24 protein-coding genes are annotated in these 24,667 nt (G+C 75.0%); 10 read left to right on the top strand and 14 right to left on the bottom strand.

Going from position 1 to position 24,667, the window contains the following annotated elements:
- Positions 1-11: 11 nt before the first annotated feature.
- Both LN037_RS13540 and LN037_RS13535 read left to right on the top strand, forming a co-directional pair.
- Entirely contained in the window at positions 12-1,004 is a 993-nt protein-coding gene (locus LN037_RS13540; protein WP_230753281.1) for an SDR family NAD(P)-dependent oxidoreductase, read from the top strand.
- Positions 1,005-1,131: 127 nt separating this feature from the next.
- Complete coding sequence (locus tag LN037_RS13535) at positions 1,132-1,629, top strand: hypothetical protein (protein ID WP_230753278.1); 498 nt, start codon at positions 1,132-1,134, stop codon at positions 1,627-1,629.
- A gap of 4 nt (positions 1,630-1,633) precedes the next feature.
- Here the strand turns inward: LN037_RS13535 and LN037_RS13530 are convergent, their stop codons facing one another.
- Positions 1,634-2,584, bottom strand: a complete 951-nt coding sequence (locus tag LN037_RS13530; RefSeq protein ID WP_230753276.1) for an NADP-dependent oxidoreductase — start codon at positions 2,582-2,584, stop codon at positions 1,634-1,636.
- A 91-nt stretch (positions 2,585-2,675) separates the two neighbouring features.
- On the opposite strand from LN037_RS13530, the gene LN037_RS13525 reads away from it, so the two are divergent.
- Entirely contained in the window at positions 2,676-2,879 is a 204-nt protein-coding gene (locus LN037_RS13525; RefSeq protein WP_230753273.1) for a hypothetical protein, read from the top strand.
- A 25-nt stretch (positions 2,880-2,904) separates the two neighbouring features.
- Complete coding sequence (locus LN037_RS13520) at positions 2,905-3,630, top strand: TetR family transcriptional regulator (protein ID WP_230753270.1); 726 nt, start codon at positions 2,905-2,907, stop codon at positions 3,628-3,630.
- 64 nt (positions 3,631-3,694) lie between these two features.
- Here LN037_RS13520 and LN037_RS33565 read toward each other — a convergent pair whose 3' ends face one another.
- A complete protein-coding gene (locus LN037_RS33565; RefSeq protein WP_230753268.1) occupies positions 3,695-4,552 on the bottom strand; it encodes a DUF2127 domain-containing protein in 858 nt (285 codons plus the stop codon).
- 37 nt (positions 4,553-4,589) lie between these two features.
- Entirely contained in the window at positions 4,590-4,925 is a 336-nt protein-coding gene (locus tag LN037_RS13510; protein WP_230753267.1) for a bifunctional 3-phenylpropionate/cinnamic acid dioxygenase ferredoxin subunit, read from the bottom strand.
- Between the two features lie 233 nt (positions 4,926-5,158).
- Here LN037_RS13510 and LN037_RS13505 point away from each other — a divergent pair, with 233 nt between their 5' ends.
- Positions 5,159-6,595, top strand: coding sequence for an MFS transporter (locus LN037_RS13505; protein WP_230753265.1), 1,437 nt, complete (start codon positions 5,159-5,161; stop codon positions 6,593-6,595).
- 15 nt (positions 6,596-6,610) lie between these two features.
- Here the strand turns inward: LN037_RS13505 and LN037_RS13500 are convergent, their stop codons facing one another.
- Entirely contained in the window at positions 6,611-7,792 is a 1,182-nt protein-coding gene (locus LN037_RS13500; RefSeq protein ID WP_230753263.1) for an NAD(P)/FAD-dependent oxidoreductase, read from the bottom strand.
- A gap of 327 nt (positions 7,793-8,119) precedes the next feature.
- Between LN037_RS13500 and LN037_RS13495 the strand changes: the two genes are divergently transcribed.
- Both LN037_RS13495 and LN037_RS13490 read left to right on the top strand, forming a co-directional pair.
- Positions 8,120-9,265: an aromatic ring-hydroxylating oxygenase subunit alpha gene (locus LN037_RS13495; protein WP_230753261.1), complete on the top strand. Its 1,146-nt coding sequence runs from the start codon at positions 8,120-8,122 to the stop codon at positions 9,263-9,265.
- 41 nt (positions 9,266-9,306) lie between these two features.
- On the top strand, positions 9,307-9,495 hold the full coding sequence (locus LN037_RS13490) for a hypothetical protein (RefSeq protein ID WP_230753259.1): 189 nt from the start codon (positions 9,307-9,309) through the stop codon (positions 9,493-9,495).
- Between the two features lie 187 nt (positions 9,496-9,682).
- On the opposite strand, the gene purU is transcribed toward LN037_RS13490, so the two are convergent.
- Both purU and LN037_RS13480 read right to left on the bottom strand, forming a co-directional pair.
- Positions 9,683-10,531 (bottom strand): formyltetrahydrofolate deformylase, encoded by an 849-nt coding sequence (gene purU / locus LN037_RS13485; protein WP_230753255.1) that lies wholly within the window; start codon positions 10,529-10,531, stop codon positions 9,683-9,685.
- A 10-nt stretch (positions 10,532-10,541) separates the two neighbouring features.
- The gene (locus LN037_RS13480; RefSeq protein WP_230753253.1) at positions 10,542-11,915 is read right to left on the bottom strand and encodes an L-serine ammonia-lyase; all 1,374 of its coding nucleotides are present in this window, start codon (positions 11,913-11,915) and stop codon (positions 10,542-10,544) included.
- A 97-nt stretch (positions 11,916-12,012) separates the two neighbouring features.
- On the opposite strand from LN037_RS13480, the gene LN037_RS13475 reads away from it, so the two are divergent.
- Positions 12,013-12,681 (top strand): GntR family transcriptional regulator, encoded by a 669-nt coding sequence (locus LN037_RS13475; RefSeq protein WP_230753251.1) that lies wholly within the window; start codon positions 12,013-12,015, stop codon positions 12,679-12,681.
- Here LN037_RS13475 and LN037_RS13470 read toward each other — a convergent pair.
- The 7 genes from LN037_RS13470 to glyA are packed head-to-tail and all read right to left on the bottom strand — an operon-like array spanning position 12,674 to position 21,834.
- Positions 12,674-13,174, bottom strand: a complete 501-nt coding sequence (locus LN037_RS13470) for a cyclodeaminase/cyclohydrolase family protein (RefSeq protein WP_230753249.1) — start codon at positions 13,172-13,174, stop codon at positions 12,674-12,676. The two genes, LN037_RS13475 and LN037_RS13470, sit on opposite strands and share 8 nt — an antisense overlap.
- A 27-nt stretch (positions 13,175-13,201) precedes the next feature.
- Positions 13,202-15,673 (bottom strand): GcvT family protein, encoded by a 2,472-nt coding sequence (locus tag LN037_RS13465; protein ID WP_230753247.1) that lies wholly within the window; start codon positions 15,671-15,673, stop codon positions 13,202-13,204.
- 25 nt (positions 15,674-15,698) lie between these two features.
- A complete protein-coding gene (locus tag LN037_RS13460; protein WP_230753245.1) occupies positions 15,699-16,277 on the bottom strand; it encodes a sarcosine oxidase subunit gamma in 579 nt (192 codons plus the stop codon).
- Positions 16,270-19,035: an FAD-dependent oxidoreductase gene (locus LN037_RS13455; protein ID WP_230753243.1), complete on the bottom strand. Its 2,766-nt coding sequence runs from the start codon at positions 19,033-19,035 to the stop codon at positions 16,270-16,272. Before LN037_RS13455 ends, LN037_RS13460 begins: the two co-directional genes overlap by 8 nt.
- Complete coding sequence (locus LN037_RS13450) at positions 19,032-19,298, bottom strand: sarcosine oxidase subunit delta (RefSeq protein ID WP_230753241.1); 267 nt, start codon at positions 19,296-19,298, stop codon at positions 19,032-19,034. The genes LN037_RS13455 and LN037_RS13450 overlap by 4 nt, the downstream gene beginning before the upstream one ends.
- Before the next feature lie 32 nt (positions 19,299-19,330).
- Positions 19,331-20,542 (bottom strand): sarcosine oxidase subunit beta family protein, encoded by a 1,212-nt coding sequence (locus LN037_RS13445; protein ID WP_230753240.1) that lies wholly within the window; start codon positions 20,540-20,542, stop codon positions 19,331-19,333.
- Entirely contained in the window at positions 20,539-21,834 is a 1,296-nt protein-coding gene (gene glyA, locus LN037_RS13440) for a serine hydroxymethyltransferase (protein ID WP_230753238.1), read from the bottom strand. The genes LN037_RS13445 and glyA overlap by 4 nt, the downstream gene beginning before the upstream one ends.
- A gap of 115 nt (positions 21,835-21,949) precedes the next feature.
- On the opposite strand from glyA, the gene LN037_RS13435 reads away from it, so the two are divergent.
- A complete protein-coding gene (locus tag LN037_RS13435) occupies positions 21,950-22,222 on the top strand; it encodes a hypothetical protein (protein WP_230753236.1) in 273 nt (90 codons plus the stop codon).
- Complete coding sequence (locus LN037_RS13430; protein WP_230753234.1) at positions 22,219-23,583, top strand: PQQ-dependent sugar dehydrogenase; 1,365 nt, start codon at positions 22,219-22,221, stop codon at positions 23,581-23,583. Before LN037_RS13435 ends, LN037_RS13430 begins: the two co-directional genes overlap by 4 nt.
- Here LN037_RS13430 and LN037_RS13425 read toward each other — a convergent pair.
- The gene (locus tag LN037_RS13425) at positions 23,559-24,650 is read right to left on the bottom strand and encodes a glycerate kinase (protein WP_230753233.1); all 1,092 of its coding nucleotides are present in this window, start codon (positions 24,648-24,650) and stop codon (positions 23,559-23,561) included. The two genes, LN037_RS13430 and LN037_RS13425, sit on opposite strands and share 25 nt — an antisense overlap.
- Positions 24,651-24,667 lie beyond the last annotated feature (17 nt).

Here is a 24,667-nt window from a genome sequence, read left to right as displayed (position 1 = left end):
GGGTCGGCGCCGTGCCGCTCCCGCGACTCCCGCGCCTCGTCGACGCCGTCCTCGACCGCCTCGTCGTCCCCGGGTACTCCCGGCTGGGCTACCTCGCGCGCTCCGCCGGGTGGCCCGACCTCCCCGCCGACGCGCTCGCGGGCCGGACGATCGCCGTCACCGGGGCCAGCTCGGGCCTGGGGACCGCCACCGCGGTCGGGCTCGCCGGGCTCGGGGCCGCCGTGGAGCTCGTCGTCCGGGACCGGGGCCGTGGGGAGGCCGCCCGCGACACCGTGCTCGCGGCGCACCCCGGCGCGCAGGTGACCGTGGCGCGCTGCGACCTGTCCGACCTCGCCGACGTGCGCCGCTACGCCCTGGACGCCCGCGACCGCCTGCTGGCCCTGCACGGCCTCGTCCACAACGCCGGGGTGCTCCCGGCCGCGCGGACCGAGACCGCGCAGGGCCACGAGCTCTGCCTCGCCACGCACGTCCTGGCACCGTTCCTGCTCACCCGCGAGCTGCTCCCGCTGCTGCGCGCCGGGTCCCCGCCGGACCGCCCCGGCGCTCCCGCACGGGTGGTGTTCGTGTCCTCCGGCGGGATGTACACGGCCTCGCTGCACACCGACGACCCGGAGTACGCCGAGGGGCGGTACTCCGGGGGCGCGGCCTACGCCCGGACCAAGCGCATGCAGGTCGTGCTGGCCGAACTGCTGGCCGACGACCTCGCCGCCGCCGGGGTAATCGTCCACAGCATGCACCCGGGGTGGGCGGACACCCCCGGCGTCGCCGACTCGCTGCCCGGCTTCCACCGCGTCACCGGCCCGCTGCTGCGCACCGCCGAGCAGGGCGCCGACACGGCGGTGTGGCTGCAGACGGCCGTCGAGCCCGGGCACTGCAGCGGCCTGTTCTGGCACGACCGCGCCCCGCGCCCCACGCACTACCTCTTCGGCGAGGAGACCGCCGCGCAGCGCGCGGCGCTGTGGGCGCTGTGCGTCGACGCGACGCACGACGCCGAGGCCCGCTGAACCGCTCTCGCCGAGGGTCCGTTCACCCGATCCGGCGTCCCGCGTTAACGCCGACGGCCCCACCGACGATGCGCCGGTCGAGGGCCCCGTGACGGAGCGGGGCCGCCGGCGCCATCGGGGGCGAGGCATGAGTCAGGGGACACCGCAGCAGCCGGGACCGGACGAGCGGGACGGCGCGGTGCTCGACCGTCGCCCGCCGCAGCCCGGCCCGCGCCCGACGGGCGGCGGACCGCGGTACGCCCCGCATCCGGCCCCGCCGTTCCCGCCGTCCGGGCTGCCCCGGCAGGCCCCGCCCGGCTACGGCGGCTGGCCGCCGCCGACCGGCGGGTGGGCACCGATCGCCGAGGACCCCTACGACGTCGAGGACCCCCGCGGTCCCGGTAACCCGGCGGCCGCCCTCTCCGCGGTCCTCGGCGTGCTGGCCCTGCTCGTGAGCCTCCGGCCGCTCGCCTTCGGCAGCATGGCGCTCGCGTGGGACGGCGTCGCCGGGATCGCGGTCGCGCTCGTCGGCGTCCTCGCCGGCGCGATCGGGCTGCGCACCCCGGTCCGGCGCCCGGTCGCGGTCGTCGGGATGGTGCTGGCCGTCCTCGCGCTGCTCGTGGTGGCGGTGCTCCCGACCCTCTAGCGCGTCAGAAGGTGATGACGAGCCGCCCGCGCACGCCGCCCGCCTCGAGCCGGCGGTGGGTCTCGGCGGCCTCGTCGGCGGGCACCGTGCCCGCGACGCGCAGCGTCACCTGCCCGGCCTCCACCTGCTCGCGCAGGCGGTCGAGCGCGGCCCGGTTGCGGGCGTAGTCCCGCACCCACACCGGGTGCCAGGTGATGCCGCGCCCGCTGCCGCCCTCGGGTCCGCCGTAGCCGCGCACGGTCGCGATGCGGCCCCCGTCGGCGAGCGCGGGCACGAGCTCGTCGGTCTGCAGCGACCCGTCCGCGATCCCGGCGACGCCCCCGCCCGCGGCCGCACGCATCCGCTCGGCCACGCCGTCGCCGCGCCGCACCACGAGGTCCGCCCCGAGGTCCCGGACCAGCTGCTCGTCCGTCTCCGAGGCGTCGGCCACCACCCGCAGCCCGTCCGCCCGGGCGAGCTGGACCACGTAGCCCCCGAACGCCCCGGCCGCGCCGGTCACCGCGATCGTCGCACCCGCGGGCAGCGCCAGGAGGTCGAGCGCGAGCCGGGCGGTGAGCCCGTTCATCGGCAGCGTGGCGGCCGCGGCGTGGTCGGTCCCGGCGGGGGCCGGCGCCACCGAGTCGGCCGGGAGCGCGATCCGCGAGGAGTACCCGCCGTGCGACCCGGACGGCACGACGATGCCCATGACGCGGTCGCCGACCGCGAGCCCGGCGTCCCCGGTCCCCTCCCCGAGCGCCGCCACCGTCCCGGCGACGTCCATCCCCGGCACGTAGGGCGGCGGGTCCTTCCGCAGCGCCTCGGCCCGGGCCCCGTTGCGCAGGAGGGTGTCGGTGGGGCTGACGGCGGCCGCGGCCACCTCCACGACGACCTCGCCCGGCCCCGGTTGCGGGTCGGGCAGCTCGACGACGTGCAGGGCCTCCGGCCCTCCGAACTCGGTCACTCCGATGGCGCGCACGCCCCGGGTGTCCCCCGACGGGCGGACCGCCACGCCCCGTTGTGATGACGGCGCTGGGTGCCGGCGCGCGACGGTGGCAGCGTCGTCGGACATGTCCTCCGACGTCGGCACGTTCCGGACCACCCCGATCTTCGACGAGGTCGACCGCTGGGCCCACGGCCCGGCCGGGGCGGGTCCGACGATGCTGTCGTTCGACCGCGCGCGGGCGACGCCCGGGACGGCTCGGACCGTGCTCGCCCTGCTCGCGGCCGCGCGGGAGGAGCACACGCCGCGTCACGCCCTGCGACGGTCATGATCGTCCGTGGTCGTACGATGCGCGCGTGACGCCGTCCGAGCCCGCGCCGCCGGTCCCGGACCTGCCCGTCCCCGTCTCGGCGTGGGCCGACGGGGAGATCGGTGAACGGACCCGTCGGACCCGCCGCCGGCTGCTGCTCGCGGCCGCGACGGTGTTCGACACCCACGGCTACAGCGGTGCCGCGCTGAGCGACATCCTCGCCGTCGCCGGCCTCACCAAGGGCGCGCTGTACTTCCACTTCCGGTCGAAGCAGGCGCTGGCGGAGGCACTGCTCGTCGAGGTCTGCGACTCGTGGCTGCTGCTCGTGGAGGAGATCGGCCGCCTCGGGGTCGACCCGATGTGGCAGTTGCTGCTCGAGACCGACGCGTACGTGGCCCGGTGGATGTACGACCCGCTGGTCCGCGGCATCAGCCGCGCCATCTCCGAGCCCGACCTGCGGGAGCACCGTCTGGCGTGGCTCGCCGGGTGGGAGCACGCGACGGCCGACCGGCTGCGCGGGGCCGAGGCCGCGGGGCTGCTCGCCGCCGGCGTCGACCCGGTACGGGCGGCCCGCGCGGTCGTGGCCGTGGCCTCGGGCAACTACAGCGTCGCCGACGGCCCGGACGACCTGTGGACGCGCATGTCCGAGTCGTGGGAGGGCCTCGTCCCGATCATGACCGCGCCGGCCTGGGCCGCGGCCTGGCGGGCGTCGGGCTGGCAGGACCGGCCGCGTCCGGACGCCGAGCGCTACCGGGCCTCCCGCGAACCCTGATCCGCCCGACCGGCGACCGGGTCGGAGCAGTCAGGCGGGTGGGGTGGCCAGGCGGGCGCGGTGGTCAGGCGGGCGCGGTCCGGGCGAGGGCGTCCCAGCCCTGGTCGGCCGCGCGGGCGTCCTGTTCGGCCCTCGCCCCGCCACGCAGGCCGAACAGGCGCTTCGCGACGAGCAGGTAGATCACGACCGCGACGTTGACGACGAGGGCCACCACTTTCGTCGGGGTCACCCGCACCGTCAGTTCGTAGATCTCGGGGATCAGCAGCACCGAGGTCGCGACGAGCGTGAGGTACTCCGCCCACCGCCGGCCGCGCCACAGCCCGATCGCCTCGACGCCCTCCAGCAGGGCGTACGCGGCCAGGGCGGTCCCGACGAGGACGATGGTCCGGTCCTGGGCGGTGAAGGCGCTGGTCAGCTCGCCGAGGATGCCGTCGCGCAGCGAGTCGCCGAACCCGAGGGTGGTCCGCAGCGTGTCGAGCACGGCGAAGAACGGCGTGCGCAGGGCCTCGCGGTCGGCGAGGAAGACGAACACCGCCACGGCGGCGAGGGCGAGACCGAGGAAGTGCAGCAGGCGGTCGATCGCGATCAGGCGCAGGACGAAGCGGTCGCGCAGGGCCCGGCCGCGCAGCGGGAGGTCGACCTCGCGACGCGCGGGCAGCCGGTCGGTCGTGGGGGCCTCCGGCGGGGGCAGGGGCACCCAGGAGTCGCACCGCAGGCAGCGGTGCCAGCGGCACCCGTCGCCCGCCCGGACGACCAGGGCGACGTCGAACCCGTCGTCGTCGGAGGCGAGGGTGGCCGCGTCGGTCCCGAGCAGGGCGTGCCCCCGGAGCCCGCAGGTGATGAGCTCGTAGTGGAAGCGCGGTCGGAACCGCGCCGGGGGGACCGTGCCGGGCGGACGGGGCACCACGACCTTCGTCGTCACCCCGTGATGGTAGGACCGCGGCGGGCGCGGCCCGACCTCAGACGGCGGGCGCCATCTCCGCGGCGGGGACCCCCACCGTCTCCTGCACCCACACCTGGCCGTCGGCGACGGACACGGCGTGCGTGCGGACCGGCTTCTTCGCCGGCGGCCCGTCCGGGCGCCCGGTGCGCAGGTCGAAGCACGCCGCGTGCAGCGGGCACTCGACCGCGCACCCCTCGAGGAACCCGTCGGAGAGCGACGCGTCCTGATGGGTGCAGGTGTCGTCGATGGCGAAGAACTCGCCCTCGACGTGGAAGACGGCGATCGCCACCGTCCCCTCGACCCGCACCGACTCGCCGTCGGGGATGTCCGCGAGCTCACCCACGTAGATCATGATGTCTCCTGTTGCGTATTACGCACTGCGTCCTGCTATCCGCAACATGAGAGTGACGATTCGCGAAACCGCCGTCAAGAGGCCCGCGCAACGATTCGCGGCTCGTCTGTTGCCATTGGATGACACGGCTGGTACTCGACTGATATGTCAGTGCGCCGGACACCCGTGCGCAATCCGGGTGACACACTGCCCGCGCACGGCCGTGTCCGTCTCGTGCCCGTCGGGGGAGCCGCATGATCGACCCACCGCCCCCGTGGCACCGGGGCGGGGCCCACGCCCCTGCCGTCGAGGGCGAGCACGTGCTGCGTCGGGCCGCGGCCGCCGCCGCCGTCGGCAACGTCGCGGAGTGGTACGACTTCGGCCTCTACTCCTACCTCGCGGGCACGGTGCTGAGCCGGGTGTTCTTCCCCGACGCGGGGCCCTGGGCGTCCGTCTACACCCTGGGGGCGTTCGCCGCGGCCTTCGTCATGCGCCCGCTGGGCGGCCTCGTCTTCGGCCCGCTGGGCGACCGGATCGGACGCACCAGGGTCCTCTCCGCGACCGTCGTGCTCATGGCGGCCGCCACGCTGCTGCTCGGGCTCGTGCCGGGCCACGGGACGATCGGCGTCGCCGCACCGATCCTCGTCCTGGCCATCCGCATGCTGCAGGGCTTCTCGGCGGGCGGGGAGTACGTCGGGGCCCTCACCCTCATCGCCGAGTACGCCCCGGACCGCCGGCGGGGCTTCTTCGGCAGCTGGCTGGAGTTCGGCACGCTGACCGGCTACACGCTCGGGGCGGGGGCGAGCGCCCTGGTCATCGCCCTCCTTCCCGACGACGCCCTGCTCGCCTGGGGCTGGCGCATCCCGTTCATGCTCGCGCTGCCGCTCGGGATCACCGGTATCTACCTGCGCCTGCGCCTGGAGGACACCCCGGCCTTCCGCCAGCTCCTCGACCGCTCCCCCGCCGTCTCCGGGATGCCGCTGCGCCGGGCCCTGACGATCGTGCTGGTGCGCTACCGGCGCGGGGTGCTGGTCGCGGGCGGGCTCGTCGTCGCCTGGAACGTGGCGAACTACGTGATGACGAGCTGGGTGCCGACCTACCTCACCAGCACGCTCGTCGAGTACGGCGAGGCGGGGACGGGCACCGCCGGGGCCACCGGGCTGCAGGTGGCCGTCATGCTGTTCATGCTCCTGGCGATCACCGGCGTCGGTCGGCTCAGCGACCGCATCGGTCGCCGGCCCCTCCTGTTCGCGGGCAGCATCGCCCTGGTGGTCACCGGGCTGCCCTCGGTCTGGCTGCTCCGCCAGGGCCTCGCCGGCCAGGTCGGCGGCCTGCTGCTGATGGGGACGTGCCTGCTCTGCTTCGCCGCCGTCGCCCCCTCGACGCTGCCCGCCGTGTTCCCGACGCTGGTGCGCTACGGCGGCCTCGCGCTGACCTTCAACGTCGCGGTGTCGGTCTTCGCCGGCACCTCCCCCACCGCCATCGCGGCGCTCACGACGTGGACCGGGAACCTGGACTGGGCCGGCTGGTTCCTCGTCGGGGCCGGGGTGGTCGGCATCGTCAGCGTGGCGTTCCTCGAGGAGAGCGCCGGGCGCCCCCTCGCGGGCGCCCGCCCGCTCGCCTCGAGCGCGGAGCTGCCGCCGCCCGAGCGCTCCCCGGACGGCGTCTTCCTCGAGCACCCCCGGGACTGACCCCGGCGGGCCCGCTCAGCGCGTGCGGGGCAGCTCGGAGCGCCGCAGCCGCCCGAACGCCCGCGGCTCGCCCAGGCCGCACAGACCCGTCGTCGTGCCGTCGGCGCCGCGGTAGCGGGCCACGAACCGTCCGGCGTCCAGCTCGCCGTGCAGCACCTCGACCGCGTCACCGGGGTCGGGGTGCCCGGCGAGCTGGAGCATCCGGCCGTACTGCTCGGACCAGACGTAGCCCGAGGGCGCGACCCGCCGCACCGTGGTGCCGGCCAGCAGGTTGGCCGCGGCGACCTCCGCCTGCTCCCCCGCGCTCGTCCAGTGCTCGTGGCGGTGCGAGGACGTTCCGCGGCTCCAGCGGGCGACGTCGCCGACCGCCACGACGGTGGGCACGTCGGTGACCAGGCCGTCGTCGGTGCGGGCGCCGTCGTCCACCTTGACCCCCGACCCCTGCAGCCACGCGGTGTTCGGGGTGATCCCGACGCCCACGACGACGACCTCGGCCGGGACCTCCCGCCCGTCGCGCAGCCGCACGCCGGTGACCCGCCTGCTCCCGTCGCCCGTCGCGGCGGCGGCGAACCCGTCGACGGCGGCGCCGGTGTGCAGCGTCGTGCCGTGCTCGGCGTGCAGCGCGACGCAGGACGCGGCGAGGGTGGGACCGAGCACCGGGGCCAGCGGCGTCGCGAGCCCGTCGAGCACCGTGACGTCGAGCCCGAGGGCCCGGCAGGTGGAGGCCACCTCGGCCCCGATGAACCCGCCGCCCACGACGACGACCCGGGCGCCCGGCACCAGCTCGGCCCGCAGCGCCCGGGCGTCGTCGAGGGTGCGCAGGGTGTGCACGCCCGCCAGCTCCGCGGTCCCGGGAAGGCGCCGCGCGGACCCGCCGGTGGCGAGCACGACGCCGTCCGCGGCGAGGTCCGTGCCGTCGGCGAGGCGCAGCGCGCCCGCCGCGGTGTCGAGGGCCGTGGCCCGGACCCCGGGACGCAGGTCGAGGTCGAGGTCGGCGAGGTCCTCGGCGTCGAGGAGCGCGATCCCGGCCTCGTCGGTGGTCCCGGCGAGGAACGCCTTGGACAGCGGCGGCCGGTCGTAGGGGGCGTGCGGATCGTCCCCGAGCAGCGTGAGCCGGCCGTCGAACCCGGCCGACCGCAGGGCGTGGGCGGACCGCACCCCGGCCACGGAGGCCCCCACGATGGCGATCGTCTGCATGCGCGCTCCTCGGTACGCGAGAGGACCGCCGGGCGTCGTGGCCCTCGCGGGTCCGTTCCCTTGTTGCGTTCTCCGCGCACGTGATCCTTCATGCGCAACTCAGACCGTGGGAGACGCCCTCGGCGTTGTCAAGCGGCGATTCGGATTGCGAGATCGGCGACCGGACCCGCCCGGCCCTTGACACGGGTCGTTCGGACCGTGGACCGTTTTCGTTGCGCGATGAGCAATGGTGTTCAACATAGCGCAACACGCGGGAGTCGATGTCCGAAGTGTCGGGCGTCGACGGTCCGCTCGCCACGGCCGGGCACCACGTCGAGGAGCAGTACGATGACCACTGGCGAGTACGTCGGCGCGATCGCCGACCCCCAGCTCCCGGCGAGCCTGCGGGAGACCCTGCCGGGGCGGTACTACACCGACCCCACGATCTTCGCCGCCGAACAGGCCCTCATCCTCGAGGAGGGCTGGTTCTGCGCGGTCCTCGCGGCGGACATCCCCACCGCCGGGGACTTCGAGACCGTGCAGGTCGGCCGGGAGAGCGTGATCGTCGCGCGCGGGCGCACCGGCGACGTGCACGCCTACCTCAACGTGTGCCGCCACCGCGGTGCCCGGCTGTGTACCGAGGAGAAGGGCTCCGTCCGGCGGTCCTTCCAGTGCCCGTATCACGCGTGGACCTACGGGCTCGACGGCAAGCTGATCTCCGCGCCGAACATCGCGTCGATGCCGGACATCGACCGCCGGGCCTACGGGCTGAACCGCGTCGCGGTCCGCGAGTGGCTCGGCTACGTCTGGGTCTGCCTCGCCGACGAGCCGCCGTCGTTCGCCGACACCGTGATCGGCGACGTCACCGCCCGGCTCGGCTCCCCGGACGCGATCGTCGGCTACGACGTCGCCGGACTGAAGCTCGGCCGCCGCATCTCCTACGACGTGCGGGCGAACTGGAAGCAGATCGTCGAGAACTTCATGGAGTGCTACCACTGCGGGACGATCCATCCCGAGCTCACCGAGGTGCTCCCCGAGTTCGCCGACGGCCTCGCCGCGCAGTACTTCGTCGGCCACGGCGCGGAGTTCGGCGAGGACGTCCAGGGCTTCACCGTCGACGGTTCGGCCGGGCTCGCCCCGCTGCCCGGCGTCGGCGCCGAGCAGGACCGTCGGTACTACGCCATCACCGTCCGGCCGCAGGTGTTCGTCAACCTCGTGCCCGACCACGTGGTCTTCCACCGCATGTTCCCGCTGGCGCCGGACCGGACCCTGGTCCTCTGCGACTGGCTCTACCTCCCCGAGGTCGTCGACTCGGGCGCCGACCTGGACCGCTCGGTGGAGCTCTTCCACCGCGTCAACCAGCAGGACTTCGACGCCTGCGAGCGCTGCCAGGTGTCGATGGACTCGCGCTCCTACGCCCGCGGCGGGGTGCTGGTGCCCAGCGAGCACCACATCGGCGAGTTCCACGACTGGGTGCGCGAGCGCATCGGCTGACCGTTCCCCCGTCCCCCACCCCTCCGCCGAGACGAGCCGCCATGCCCCACCACCCTGACCCCGCCCCGCACCCGGTCGCCCCCGAGCCGCTGGCCGACGCCTTCGCGGTCGCCGACCAGCTCGCCGTGCACGGCAGCGACTGCGTCTGCCCGCGCTGCGCGGGCCGGCTGCCGTTCCTGCTGCGCGACCTCGCGCGCGCCCTCGACGCCGAGGACGACGCCCGGGCCTGAGCAGCGCACGTTCGCGGGGTCCGGCCACCGGCCGGGCCCCGCATCGGCGCGCCCGCACCACTCCCGCCCATGCCGCGAGGTGTACGTGAAGCAGGCCGCGGGCCTCGTCGGGATGCCTGGTGTCCCTCTCGCGCCCCGGCACGAGCGCCGGCCGAGCCCGACCCGGGAGCTCGACCGACGCCCCGAGTCAGCGCAGGACGACGGTGCTGTGCCCGTCGAGCAGGACCCGGTGCTGGCAGTGCCAGCGCACGGCGCGCGAGAGCGCGAGCGCCTCGGCGTCCCGGCCCACCAGCTGCAGGGCGTGCGGGTCGTAGGAGTGGTCGATCCGGATCACCTCCTGCTCGATGATCGGGCCCTCGTCGAGGTCGGCGGTCACGTAGTGCGCGGTGGCGCCGACGAGCTTCACGCCGCGGTCGTAGGCCTGGTGGTAGGGCTTCGCGCCCTTGAAGCCGGGCAGGAACGAGTGGTGGATGTTGATCGCCCGGCCGCGCAGCGCGGTGCACGTCGCGTCGGAGAGGATCTGCATGTAGCGCGCGAGCACCACGAGCTCCGCGTCGAACCGGTCGACCACGGCGAGCAGCTCGGCCTCCGCGTCGGCCTTCGTCGCGGGCGTCACCGGCAGGTGCACGAACGGCAGCCCCGCCGCCTCGGCCATCGGGCGCAGGTCCTCGTGGTTGGACACCACCCCGACGAGCTTCGCCGACAGCCCGCCGGAGCGCCACCGGAAGATCAGGTCGTTCAGGCAGTGCCCGAGCTTCGACACCATGACGAGCACGCGGACGTCCCGCGCCGGGTGGAACTCGTACTCCATCCCGAACTCCGTGGCGACCTCGGCGAAGCCGTCGGCGACCTCGTCCACCCCGGTGCCGTCGGGCACCGCGATCGCCGTGCGCAGGAAGAGCCGCCGACGCACCGCGTCGTCGAACTGCTGGTGCTCCACGATGTCGCAGCCCCGCGCGGCGAGGTGCCGCGACACGGCGTGCACGATGCCGCTGCGGTTCGGGCAGCTCAGGGTGAGGGTCAGGGTCTCGCTCACGTTCGCCTCCTCAGCACTCGACCACGGTGAGGGCGAGACCCCCGCGGGCCGTCTCCTTGTACTTGACCTTCATGTCGGCCCCGGTCTCGCGCATCGTCCGGATGGCCTTGTCGAGCGACACGTGGTGCGCGCCGTCCCCGCGGACGGCCATCCGGGCCGCGGTGATGGCCTTGACCGACGCCACCGCGTTGCGCTCGATGCACGGGATCTGGACGAGGCCGCCCACCGGGTCGCAGGTGAGCCCGAGGTTGTGCTCGATCCCGATCTCGGCGGCGTTCTCCACCTGCTCCGGTGTGCCCCCGAGCAGCTCCGCGAGGGCGGCCGCGGCCATCGAGCAGGCCGACCCGACCTCTCCCTGGCAGCCGACCTCCGCGCCGGAGATCGAGGCGTTGCGCTTGAACAGCATGCCGATCGCGCCCGCGGTGAGCAGGAAGCGCACGACGTGGTCGTCGGAGAACCCCGGCAGGACCGCCGCGGCGTGGTGCAGGACGGCGGGCACGATGCCGGCCGCGCCGTTGGTCGGGGCGGTGACCACCCGACCGCCCGCGGCGTTCTCCTCGTTCACCGCGAGCGCCCACAGCGCGACGTGGTCCGTCGGCTGGGTGTCCGCGCCCGCGGCCGCGTCCTGCTCGAGGCGTCGGCGCATCGCCGCGGCGCGGCGCCGCACCCGCAGGCTGCCGGGCAGCACGCCCTCGGCGGTGCTGCCGCGCTCGACGCACTCCCGCATCACGGCCCAGAGGTGCAGCAGGCGGGCCCGGGTCTCCGCCTCCGGGCGGTACGCGGCCTCGTTCGCGAGCATCACGTCGCTGATCCGCAGCCCGGCCGCACTCGCGCGGGCCACGAGTTCGTCGCCGCTCGCGAAGGGGTGCGGCACGGGGACCTGCGCCTCGCGCAGCACCGGCCGGCCGGTCTCGTCCTCGTCGACGACGAAGCCGCCGCCGACCGAGTAGTACTCGCGGCGCTCGACGAGCGCACCGTCGTCGTCGTGGGCGGTGAACACCATGCCGTTGCTGTGGAACGGCAGCGTCGCCCGGCGGTGCAGGACGACGTCGTCGTCGACGTCGAAGGCGATCGGGTGCTTGCCCGCGAGCAGGAGGGAGGCGTCGGCCCGCACCGCCTCGACGAGCGGACCGGTCGCGGCCGGGTCGGCCAGGTGCGGCTGCTCCCCGAGCAGACCGAGGACGACGGCGGGCACGCTGCCGTGCCCGTGGCCGGTGGCCCCGAGGGAGCCGTACAGCTCGCACCGCACGCGCCCGACCCGCGCCAGCGCCCCGGACTCGCGGAGCCGGGTGGCGAACAGGAACGCCGCGCGCATCGGCCCGACGGTGTGCGAGGAGGACGGCCCGATCCCCACCGTGAACAGGTCGAACACCGAGATGCTCATCAGGGGCTCCCACCCGCCGGGCGACTTCGTACCCAACTAGTATATTAGTCTTCGGCAACGAGGTGAAGACTTCGCGACGACGGGGTATGATCAGCGGGTGACCGCTCTCCCGGAAGCGCCGACCACGCGTGGCCCGCTGTCGCTGTCCGAGCAGGCCTACGCCGCCATCCAGGACAAGCTGATCATGCTGGACATCCCCCCGATGTCCCCGATCGACGAGGTCGGCCTCGTCGCCTCCCTCGGGGTCGGCCGCACTCCGGTGCGCGAGGCGTTGAAGCGGCTCGAGGTGGACCGGCTCGTCGTCTCCTACGCCCGCCGGGGCACCTTCGCCACGGCCGTCGACATCACCGACCTCGCCTACATCTCCGAGATCCGGGTCCAGCTCGAGCCCCTGGCCGCCCGTCGGGCCGCGGACGGCAGCAGCGCGGACCTCCGGGACGAGCTGCGCGAGCTCGCCGACGCGACCGAGCGCCTCGACGTGCCGACCCTGACCCGCGACGAGCTGATGCGGTGGGACCTGCGGGTGCACCGCGCGATCTACCGCGCGGCGGGGAACCCGCACCTCGAGGACACCCTCGTGCGCTACGACAACCTCGCGACCCGCATCTTCTGCCTGTTCCTCGACCGCATGCCGGACTTCGTCTCGCACGTCGAGGAGCACGCCGGCCTCCTGCGCACCATCGCCGACGGGGACGGCGACGGTGCCGCCCGCCGCGCCCGCCAACACGTGCAGGGCTTCGAGAAGGCGGTCCGGGCGGTCATCTGACCAGCTGCTCCCGCACGGCGGCCGTCACCTTGGCCGCCCGCAGCACGAGGTCGTCGACGTGGTCGGCGACCTCGAGCAGGTCCGCACGCTCCGCCGCGTCGGTGACGCCCGGCAGGGCCGCCTCGATCCGCACGCGCGCGGTGCCGGCCGCCGCGCGCAGCACCTCGGCGGCGGCCGCGACATCGCCGAGCACCGCCCGCCGGGCCACCGGACGCAGCGTCTCCGCCAGGGCGAGGACCTGCCCGACGAGGGTGACCACGCGGACCGGGTCGGCCGCGTCGACCAGCTCCAGCGCCGAACCCCGGAGCTCGTCGGCGCGCCGCCGGACCGTCGCCGCGACCTCGTCGGGCCCCTCCCCCGCGCCCAGCCGCGCCGCCAGCGCGACGAGCGCCGCCCCGTGGGCGGCGTGCAGCGCGGCGGCGGCGCCCCCGCCGGCGGCGGGGGCGCGCGTCGCCAGGTCCTCCAGGAACCCCTCGACGGTCCGGTTGCGCACGGATGGCCTCTCGACGGCGGGTCCGGGTCAGCGCCGGATGCGGGTCATCTCGGGGTCGACGAGCGGCTCGGCGGCGACGGTGGCCCGCACGGGCGCCCCGAAGTACCGGATGTCGACCGCGTCGCCCGACACGAGCCCCGCGGGCAGCCAGGCGTAGGCGATCGGTCGGCCGATCGTGTGCCCGAAGGCCGCCGAGGTCACGTAGCCGGCGGGCTCGCCGTCGACGTACACCGGCTCGTGGCCGAGGACGACGCTGCGGCCGTCGTCGACGGTGAGGCAGGTGAGCCGGCGCCGCACGGTGTCCGGCCCGCGTCCCTCGAGCGCTGCGCGGCCGACGAAGTCGCCCTTGGTCTGCGGCCGGACCGCGAAACCGACCCCGGCCTCGTACGGGTCGTGCTCCGTGGTCATGTCCGTGCCCCAGCTGCGGTAGCCCTTCTCCAGGCGCAGGCTGTTGAAGGCGGCGCGGCCGGCCGCGATCACACCGAGCGGCTGCCCGGCCGCCCAGAGCGCGTCCCAGAGCCGCTGCCCGTACTCGGCGCTCGTGTAGATCTCCCACCCGAGCTCGCCGACGTAGGACAGGCGCATGGCGACGACGGGCACCCCGGCGATCGTCGCGCGGACCGACCGGAAGTACTTCAGGCCCTCGTGCGAGAGGTCGGCCGACGTCAGCGGCTGGACGAGGTCGCGGGCCAGCGGGCCCCAGACGCCGATGCAGCAGGTCCCGCCGGTGACGTCGCGGACCCGGACGCCCGGGTGGTCGGCCGCGACGCGCTGCAGGTACTCGACGTCGAGCGGGCCGTTCGCGCCGACCTGGAACTCCTCGGCCCCGAGCCGGGCGACGGTGAGGTCGCTGCGGACCCCGCCCGCCGCGTCGAGGGCGAGCGTGTAGGTCACCGACCCGACCGACTTGTCCATCTTCCCGGTGGTGACGTGGTCGAGCATCGCCACGGCGCCGGGTCCGCTGACCTCGACGCGGGTCAGCGGCGTCATGTCGTACATCGCGACGGCGGTGCGCGTCCTCCACGCCTCGACCGCGGCGATCGGCGAGTGGAAGCGCGCTGCCCACGGGTCGCGCTGCGGCGGTGCCCACTCGGCCGGCAGCTCGGCGACCAGCGGCGCGTTGGCCTCGTACCAGTGCGGCCGTTCCCAGCCGTGGGCCTGGAGGAACACCGCGCCGAGTTCCTTCTGGCGCGTGTGGAAGGGGCTGACCCTGACGTCACGCGGCGAGAGCCGCGGCTGCAGCGGGTGCACGATGTCGTAGATCTCGACGAAGTTCTGCTGGGCGGTCTCGGAGACGAACTCGTCGGTCGTCTCGAACTCCTCGAAGCGGTGCACCGAGCAGCCGTGCAGCTCGGTCTCGCTGCGCCCGTCGACGAGCAGCTGCGCGACGCTGCGCGCGACGCCCGCGGAGTGCGTCACCCACACCGCCTCGGCGATCCAGAAGCCGGCGACGTCGCGGGACTCCCCGATCAGCGGCCCGCCGTCGGGGGTGAAGGAGAAGATGCCGTTGAAGCCCTGGTCGACCTTCGAGTCGCGCAGCGAGGGCAGCAGCGCCTGGCTGTGCTCCCACTGCGGGGCGAAGTCCTCCTCGGTGAACGGCAGCATCGACGGCTGCCGGGACTCGCTGACGTCGACCCCGACGTCGGGCAGCTCGTCCAGCGACACCGGCATCGGCCGGTGGGCGTAGGAGCCGATGCCCAGGCGGTCGTCGTGCTCGCGGAAGTAGAGGTCCTGGTCCTGGTGGCGCAGGATCGGCAGCCGCGCCTCGACGTCGGCGTCGTTGCGCCCGACGAGCGCGGGGACCTGGCCGGTGTAGACGTACTGGTGGGCGAGCGGGAGCAGCGGCACCCGCATCCCGACGAGCTCGCCGAGCGCCCGGCCCCAGAACCCGCCGCAGGACACCACGACGTCCGCCGGCACCTCGCCGGCGTCGGTCTGCACCCCCGTCACCCGCCCGCCCTGCTGCGAGACGCCCGTGACCCGGGTGGACCCGCGGAAGACCGCGCCCCGCGCCTGCGCGCGCCGGATGAGGGCGGTGACCGTGCGCGAGGCCTTCGCCAACCCGTCGGTGGGGGTGTGCAGGCCGCCGAGGACGAGCTCGGGGTCGATCAGCGGGTGCAGCTCGAGGCAGCGCGCGGTGTCGACGACCTCGGCCTGCACCCCCCAGGAGGTGGCCCACCCCTGCTTACGGTGCAGGTCGGCGAGCCGCTCGGGGGTCGTCGCGAGCTCGAGGCCGCCGACCGGGTTGAAGCACCAGGCCCCGTCGACGTCCAGCGTCGAGAGCTTCTGCTTGGTGTAGGTGGCGAACTCGGTCATGGTCTTCGACGCGTTGGTGGCGAAGACCAGGCCGGGGGCGTGCGAGGTGGACCCGCCGGCCAGGGGCAGCGGTCCCTGGTCGAGGACGGTGACGTCGGTCCAGCCGCGCTCGGTCAGCTCGTCGGCGAGGTTGGCGCCGACGATGCCGGCGCCGATGACGACGACGCGGGGGGTGGTGCTCATGGCGTCCCTCTTCAGGTCGGGCGGATCAGCGGAGCGCGGCGGCGTCGACGAGGCGGTCGGCGACGTAGCCGGAGAAGGAGCTGCGGACGAACAGGTGCAGGTCGTCGTCGGCGTGGGCGACGAGCAGGACGGGCGCCTGGCCGAACAGGGTCTGCGCGCACCGGCCGCGGCCGAACCGGCCCGGGCGCAGGTCGATCGAGCAGCCCGAGGCGAGCAGCTCGCGGGCGTGCGCGCCGTGCAGCCGCAGCGCGACGCGCTGGGCCGAGACGTCCACGGCCATGCCGCCGAACGGGGCGGCCAGGGAGTCGACCCGGTCCTCCCAGCGGTGCGGGTCCGTGCCCGCGCTGGTGAGCAGCCACTCGTCGGGGCCGAGGCGCAGGGCCTCGCCGTCGCCGATCCCGGTCCAGGTGTCCACGGCGGTCGGCAGTGGGCCGCCGAGCGCCGCGGCGAGGGCGTCGAGCGCCCCGCCGTCCGGGTCGACGCGCAGGTCGACGGCGCTGACCAGCGGTTCGAGGGTGATCGCCGGGTCGCCGACGAGGGCCTCGAGCGCGGCCCGCCGGCTCTCCAGCGGGTGGCGTCGGGTGAGGACGCTGGTGTCAGCCATCACGGCGGGCTCCTTCGGGGTCGACCAGGACGGTGTCGCCGATCTCCACGGCCACGAGCTGGTCGCCGACGGGGACGGCCACGACCTCGCCGACGCGGTCGCGTCCGCCGCGGACGAGGGCGAGCGCGAACGGGCGGCCGAGCTCGGCGCTGCGGTAGCTCGAGGTGACGTGGCCGAGCATCGCCACGGGCGGCGGCGGTAGGAGGCCGTCGTCGGGAAGATCGACGATCTGCGAGCCCTCCGGCAGCATCGTCGCCGCGTCGGTGGGCAGCAGGGACACCAGGTGCTTGCGCTGCGGGTCGGCGTTGAGGGGGCGGGCGAAGGACCGCTTCCCGACGAAGTCGGTCTTCTTCTTCGATACCGCCCACGCCATGCCGAGGTCGTGCGGGGTGACGGTGCCGTCGGTGTCCTGCCCGATGATCGGGTAGCCCTTCTCGGCCCGGAGCACGTGCATCGTCTCGGTGCCGTAGGGCGTGATCCCCCACGGCTCGCCGGCGGCCAGGAGCCGGTCCCAGAGGTCGGCGGCGTACCAGGAGGCGACGGTGACCTCGACGGCGAGCTCGCCGGAGAACGAGATGCGCGCCAGGCGCACCGGCACCCCGTCGAGCTCGGTGTCCTGCCAGGTCATGAAGCCGAAGGCCTCGTTCGAGACGTCGACGTCGGCGAACACGCGCCCGATCACGTCCCGGGACCGGGGGCCGGCGACCGCGAGGATCGACCACTGCTCGGTGACCGAGGTCAGCCGCACGCGCAGGTCGGGCCACTCGGTCTGAACCCACTCCTCCATCCAGTCGAGGACGTGGGCGGCGTTGCCGGTCGTCGTCGTGACGAGGAAGCGGTCCTCGGCGAGCCGGAGCACGGTGCCGTCGTCGAACACCATGCCGTCGTTGCCGCACATCACGCCGTAGCGCACGCGGCCGACCTTCAGGGTGCTCATCAGGTTCGTGTAGAGGTGGTCGAGCAGCACCCCGGCGTCCGGACCGCGGACGTCGATCTTGCCCAGCGTCGAGCCGTCCATCATGCCGACCGCCCCCCGCACCGCCGCGCACTCGCGGAGCACGGCGGCGGCCATGTCCTCGCCGGGCCGCGGGTAGTGCCGGGCGCGCTTCCACTGCCCGACGTCCTCGAACTCGGCGCCGAGGGCGACGTGCCGGTCGTGCACCGGGGTGGTGCGGACCGGGTCGTACAGGTCGCCGCGGTCGCGCCCGGCCAGGGCGGCGAACGGGACCGGCGTGTACGGCGGGCGGAACGTCGTCGTGCCGAGGGCGCCGACGGGGCGGCCCAGCAGCTCGGCGGTGATGCCGGAGGCCAGGATGCCGGAGGTCTTGCCCTGGTCGTGCGCGGTGCCGATCGTGGTGTACCGCTTGACGTGCTCGACCGAGGTCATCCCGGCGCCCACGGCGCGGGCGATGTCGGCGACGGTCGCGTCGCGGGCGATGTCGACGAACTGGCGGGCCGGGTCGCCCGGCGTGCGCCAGAGCGTGCCGCGCGGCGTGATCTCCTCCGGCTCGGCGTGCGGGGCGTCGGTGGCCGACCCGGTGGCCGCGGCGCCCTCGCGCAGGACGTCGGCGAGGGCGTAGGTGCCGTGGGCGGCGCCGACGACGGCGGTGCCCGGCAGGTCGCCGGCGGGCCGGAAGCCGACCAGCTCGTCGTCGAACGCGAGGCGCCCGCCGACGTGGCTGAACAGGTGCGCGGTGGGGTTCCACCCACCGCTGACGAGCAGGAGGTCGCAGGGCACCTCGCGCCGGGCCTCCCCGACGAGCGCGGCACGGACCCGGTCGTCGCCGAGCGTGCCGCGGACGTCGGTGCCGGGCTCGACGACGATGCCGGCGTCGGCGCAGCGCCGCGCCCAGCCCGCCGGGGCCTCGGCGCGGGCGTCGACCACCCGGACCGCGGCGCCCGCCCGGTGCAGGTCCAGCGCCGCCGCGTACGCGGAGTCGTCGACGGTGAACACGACGACCACGCGGCCGGCGAGCACGCCGTGGCGGTGCAGCAGGTCGCGGGCCGCGGACGCGAGCATCACGCCGGGGCGGTCGGCGTCCTCGAACACGATCGGGCGCTCGAAGGCGCCCGCCGCGACGACGACCCGGCCGGCCCGGATGCGGTGCACCCGCTGCCGCGGGTCGCTCCCCTCCCCGCACCGCTCGAGGGCGAGCACGAAGCCGTCGTCGTAGTGCCCGAAGGCCGTGGTGGCCTGCAGGTGGGTGACGTGCGGGGCCGCCGCGAGCTCGGCGGCGACGGCGTCGACGAACTCGAGCGCCGGGCGCCCGTCGATCATCTCGGTGCCGGTGAGGGTGCCGCCCGGGGTGGGACGGTCATCGACGAGCACGACGTCCTGCCCGGCGCGGGCCGCCTCGCGGGCGGCGACGAGACCGGCCGGGCCCGCCCCGACGACAAGCACGTCACAGTGGAGGTGGCGGTGGTCGTAGCGGGCGGTGTCGGCGACCTCGGCCAGGCGACCCCGCCCGGGCACCCCGCGGGCGACGAGACCGTCGACGACGTCGACGGTCGTGGCGAGCAGCATCGGCTCGGGGAACGGCTCCTCGATCTGGACGAGGCCGCAGGGGTCCTCGGTCCACGAGCCCAGGACGCCGCGGGGACGGCCGAGCCGGACGCTCGTGCCGAGCGTGGTGACGCCCTGGGCGAGCAGCGCCGAGGCGAGCGTGTCGCCGGGGTGGGCGGTGCGGACGATCCCGTCGAAGGTGAAGGACAGGGTCCGGGTGCGGTCGATGCGGCCGTAGCCGTCCACGCGGGTCATGCGGTCCTCCCGTACGGACGCGTCTCGGCGAAGACGTAGGTGCGGGTGTCGCGGACGGCGCGCAGCCAGCGGCGGCACCCGGCGTCGTGGCACCAGCGCTCCGCGAAGGCGCCCTCGGGGTTGTCGCGGAAGAACACGAACCGGGCCCACTGCTCGTCGTCGAGGGCGGACGGGTCGGCCGGGTAGGCGAGGTCGGCCTGGCCGCCGTAGCGGAACTCGGTCTCCTCGCGGGGCCCGCACCAGGGGCAGGTGATGAGTTGCACGGGGGTCTCCGGGGTCGGTGCGGGTGGTGGGCTCAGTGCGCGACGCCGGCGGCGCCGTGCTCGTCGACGAGGGCGCCGGTGACGAACCGGTCGAGGGCGAACGGGGCGACCAGCGGGTGCGGGCGGCCGTGGGCGACGGTGTCGGCGAAGGCCCACCCGATCCCGGGTGTCGCCTTGAACCCGCCGGTGCCCCAGCCCGCGTTGACCAGCACGTTCTCGTAGGGGGTGTGCCCGACGACCGGGCTGGCGTCCGGGGTGACGTCGACGATCCCGGCCCAGCTGCGCAGCAGGTGCGCGCGGGCGAAGACGGGGAAGAGCTCGACCGCGGCGGCCATCTGGCGCTCGATGACGTGGAAGGCACCACGGCGGCCGTAGCCGTTGTAGCCGTCGACGCCGGCGCCCATCACCAGCTCGCCCTTGTGGGCCTGGGAGACGTACACGTGCACCGCGTTCGACATGACGATCGTGGGGTGCACGGGCTCGAGCAGCTCCGAGACCAGCGCCTGCAGCGGGTGGGACTGCAGCGGGGTGCGGACGCCGAGCCGGTCGAGCAGCACCGAGGTGTGCCCGGCCGCGCAGAGGGCGACGGTGCCGCAGGCGATGTCGCCGCGGGAGGTGCGCACCGAGGTGACCCGGTCACCGTCGACGACGAAGTCGGTGACCTCGCAGTTCTGGATGATGTCGATGCCGGCCTCGTCGGCGCGGCGGGCGAAGCCCCAGGCCACGTAGTCGTGCTTCGCGATGCCGGCCCGCGGCTGGTAGGTCGCGCCCTGGACGGGATAGCGGATGCCGTCCGAGACGTTGACGATCGGGCAGATCTTCGCGACCTCGTCGGGGCCGAGCCACTCCGCGTCGATCCCGTTGAGCCGGTTGGCCTCGACGCGGCGCACCGAGTCGCGGACGTCCTGCTCGGTGTGCGCGAGGTTGAGCACGCCGCGCTGGCTGAACAGGATCGGGTAGTCGAGGTCCTCCTCGAGGCCCTCCCAGAGCTTGAGGGAGTGCTCGTAGATCGCGGCCGACTCGTCCCACAGGTAGTTCGAGCGGATCAGCGTCGTGTTGCGGGCCATGTTCCCGCCGGCGAGCCAGCCCCGCTCGAGGACCGCGACGTTCGTGATGCCGTGGTTGCGGGCCAGGTAGTGCGCAGTGGCGAGGCCGTGCCCGCCGCCGCCGACGATGACGACGTCGTAGTGCCGCTTCGGCTCGGGCGTGCGCCAGAGGAAGTCCGGGTGCTCGGGAGTGCTCATGGCTGCAGCTCCGGGTAGAGGGGGTGGCGGTCGGCCAGCGCGGCCACGCGGTAGGCCAGGGCGTCGAGCTCGATCTCGGTGACCTCGGGGCGCAGGGCGCGGGCGATCACCTCGGCGACGTCGCGGAAGTCCTCGGTGGTGAACCCGCGGGTGGCGAGGGCGGCGGTGCCGATCCGGACCCCAGAGCTGACCATCGGCGGGCGGGGGTCGAACGGGACGGCGTTGCGGTTGACCGTGATGCCGACGCGGTGCAGCCGGTCCTCGGCCTGCCTGCCGTCGAGCGTGTGGTCCCGGAGGTCGACGAGCACGAGGTGCACGTCGGTGCCGCCGGAGACGACCCCGACGTCGGGTTCGACCACCAGGCGCTCGGCGAGGACGCGGGCGCCCGCGAGGGTCCGCTCGCACCGCTCCCGGAACTCCGGCGTGCCCGCGAGCTTGAAGGCCACGGCCTTCGCGGCGATCACGTGCTCCAGCGGCCCGCCCTGCTGCCCGGGGAAGACGCTCGAGTTCAGCTGCTTGGCGAGCGTGCGGTCCGCCGCGAGGATCACGCCGCCGCGGGGGCCGCCGAGGGTCTTGTGGGTGGTCGAGGTGACGACGTGGGCGTGCGGCACGGGCGAGGGGTGCAGCCCGGCGGCGACGAGGCCCGCGAAGTGCGCCATGTCGACCATGAGGTAGGCGCCCACCTCGTCGGCGATCCGTCGGAACGCCGCGAAGTCCTGCTGCCGCGGGTACGCCGACCAGCCCGCGATGATCAGCTTCGGCCGGTGCTCCCGGGCGAGGCGCTCGACCTCGTCCATGTCGACCCGGTGGTCGTCGGCGCGCACGTGGTAGGCGGCGACCTCGTAGAGCCGGCCGGAGAAGTTCAGCCGCATGCCGTGGGTGAGGTGGCCGCCGTGGGCGAGGTCGAGGCCGAGGATCGTGTCGCCGGGCGTGAGCAGCGCGGCCATGGCCGCGGCGTTCGCCTGGGCCCCGGAGTGCGGCTGGACGTTGGCGTACTCGGCGCCGAACAGGTCCTTGAGCCGCTCGATCGCGAGGGTCTCGACGACGTCGACGTGCTCGCACCCGCCGTAGTAGCGCCGGCCCGGGTAGCCCTCCGCGTACTTGTTGGTGAGGACCGAGCCCTGCGCCTCCATCACCGCGACCGGCGCGAAGTTCTCGCTGGCGATCATCTCGAGGGTGCGGTGCTGGCGGTCGAGCTCGCGCGTCACCGCGGCGTGCACCTCGGGATCGACCTCGGCCAGGGACCCGTCGAGGACCGGGCGGGTGGCCTCCCGCGCCGTCGTCGTGCTCATCGCCGCTCCAGATCGCCGACTGATATATCAACTGCCGAGGACTGTAGACACGCGTGTCGACGAGGGTCAACACTCGTCTCGCAGTGAGCGCCCGACGACGCGAGGAGGAGTCCCCATGACGACCGGGACGCAGCAGGAGGTCCGCGACGAGGTCGCACGGCTGGACGGCTGGTTGCGCGCCCGCGCGGTGCCCGACCGCCCGCTGGGGTGCACGATCCGCGCGAGCGACCGGGACGCCGTGGAGGCGGTGGCGGACCGGTACGGCTACGCGCTCCTCGTGCGTGCGGTCGAGGAGCCCGACGCGCTGTGGGCGGAGTTCCGGCCGGTGGGCTGGCCCGCCCCGAGTGGTGATCGCGGCCGGCACGGGTCACGCTGGCGGGTGCCATGACCGCACCCCGTCACGCGCGCGCCCGCCGTCTCGGCCTGGCCGGTGCCGCCGCCCTGCTCCTGCTCGTGTCCGCCTGCTCGTCCGACGGCGGCGGCTCCTCCCCCGGCAGCCCGCCCTCGCCGGTGGCCGCGACCGCGCCGGTCGCCGCCACCCCGGACGGGCTCGTGCAGACATCCGTCACCGTGCCGTCCGGGATGGGTGACGCGCCCTTCGACACCCCGCGCTCGGTGCTGACCCCGCCGGGGTGGACGGTCTCGGTGTGGGCGCGCGTGCCGAAGGCGCGCCTCGAGACGTGGGCGCCGGACGGGTCGATGCTGGTGTCGCTGCCGGGCAGCGGCGAGGTGATCCGGCTCGTCCCCGGCGCGAACGGCGCGGCGCCGCAGCAGTCCACGCTGATCTCGGGCCTCACCCAGCCGCACGGCATGGCCTTCGACGGCAGCACGCTCTACGTGGCCGAGAGCGACCAGATCTCGGCCTTCGAGTATGCGAACGGGACAGCCACCGGGAAGCGCGTCGTCGTGCCCGGGCTGCCCGACGCCAAGAGCCCCGACCTGCGCGGCGCCTACGCGCACGCGCTGAAGACCGTGGTCGTCGGGCCGGACAAGGCGCTCTACGTCTCGGTCGGCTCCACCGCGAACGTGTCGCCCGAGGATCGGGACGCGAACCCGCAGCGGGCGGCGATCCTGCGTGTCCCGGCCGGGTCGAGCACGCCCGAGGTCTTCGCCCGCGGCGTGCGCAACGGCACCGGGCTGGCCTTCGCGCCCGACGGACGGCTCTGGACCGCGGTGAACAACCGCGACAACATCGCCTACCCCTGGCCCGGGCCGCAGTACGGCCAGGTGCTGCCGGAGTACGTCAACGACCACCCGCCGGAGGAGCTGGCCGCGCTGACGCCCGGCCGTGACCTCGGCTGGCCGTACTGCAACCCCGAGCCCGACGTGCGTCCCGGGCAGGCCGACTCGCCGATGCGCTCCGCCGACCTCCCGTTCACCCGCGACGTCGAGACCAACGCCGACGGGTCGAAGCTCGACTGCGCGTCGCTGCCGCCGCTCGAGCAGACCTTCGGGGCGCACTCGGCGCCGCTCGGTCTCGCGTTCGCCGACCTCCCGGGGCTCGGCGAGGGCGCGGTCGCCGGAGTGCACGGGTCGTGGAACCGGACGGCGCCGCGGGCGCCCGAGGTGTCCTTCTTCCCGTGGAACGGCGGCCGGATGGGCGACCAGCGCACGCTCGTCGGCGGCTTCCAGGCCCCCGACGGGTCGCGGTGGGGCCGACCGGTCGCGGCGGTCCCGGGGCCGGACGGCGCGCTCTACGTCTCCGACGACGGGGCCGGGGCGATCTACCGGGTCGCGCGCAGCAACTGATCGACGCTGCGTGTGATCAGCCCGGCCGCGTCCGCCTGCGAGCGGGCGAGGTCGGGCTCCAGGTCCGCGAGCGCCGCACTCCCGACGATGCCCGCGCCGGCCAGCTCGGTCGGGTCGAGGTCGACCCGCCCGGCCACGGCCAGCACCGGGACCCCCGCCGCGCGGGCCCGGGCGGCCACCCCGGCGGGGCCCTTCCCGCGCAGCGTCTGGGCGTCCAGCCGGCCTTCGCCCGTGACGACGAGGTCGGCGCGCGCCAGGCGCTCGTCGAACCCGAGCAGGTCGGCGACGAGGTCGAAGCCGGGGCGCAGCCGGGCGCCGAGCAGGGCCATCAGCCCGAAGCCCGCTCCCCCGGCGGCGCCGGCCCCGGGCACCTCGGCGACCTCCCGCCCGACCACGTCGGCCCAGTGCGCGAGGGCGGCGTCGAGCACCTCGACGTCCTGGGGCCCGGCGCCCTTCTGCGGGCCGTAGACGGCGGCGGCGCCGTGCGGGCCGAGGAGCGGGTTGTCGACGTCGCAGGCCACCTCGATCGTCGCGGCGAGCGCGGGCGGCGGGTCGACCCGCACCACGGCCGGTAGTCCCCCGCCGCCGATCCCGCCCGGGAGCTCCCGCCCGTCGGCGTCCCGCAGCACCACGCCGAGCGCCTGCGCGAGCCCGGCGCCGCCGTCGGTCGACGCGCTGCCGCCGAGACCGAGGACGATCCGGGTCGCCCCGGCGTCGAGCGCGGCGCGCACGACCTCGCCGAGGCCGAACGTCGAGGACGCGTACGGCTCGAGCACGCCACCGGGCAGCCGCACCAGCCCGCACACGTCGGCCAGCTCGACGACGGCCGTGTCCCCGGACCGCGCGAACGAGGTCTCGACCGGTTCGCCCGTCGGCCCGGCCGCCGTCAGCGGACGCCGCTCGAACCCGGCCGCGACCGCCGCGTCGACCGTGCCGTCCCCGCCGTCAGCGATCGGGCAGAGCTCGACGGTGTGGCCGTGGGCGGTCAGGGCGCGGGCGATCGCCTCGGCGACCCCGACGGCGTTCAGCGAGCCCTTGAACTTGTCCGGCGCGACGAGGACGTGCACGCGCCAGAGCATCCCGT

Origin of the sequence: Actinomycetospora soli, from assembly GCF_021026295.1 — a bacterium.
In the GTDB taxonomy this organism is placed as follows: Bacteria; Actinomycetota; Actinomycetes; order Mycobacteriales; family Pseudonocardiaceae; genus Actinomycetospora; species Actinomycetospora soli.
The sequence above is the reverse complement of the archived record's forward strand: the minus strand, read 5'-3'. Positions and strand labels throughout refer to the sequence as shown.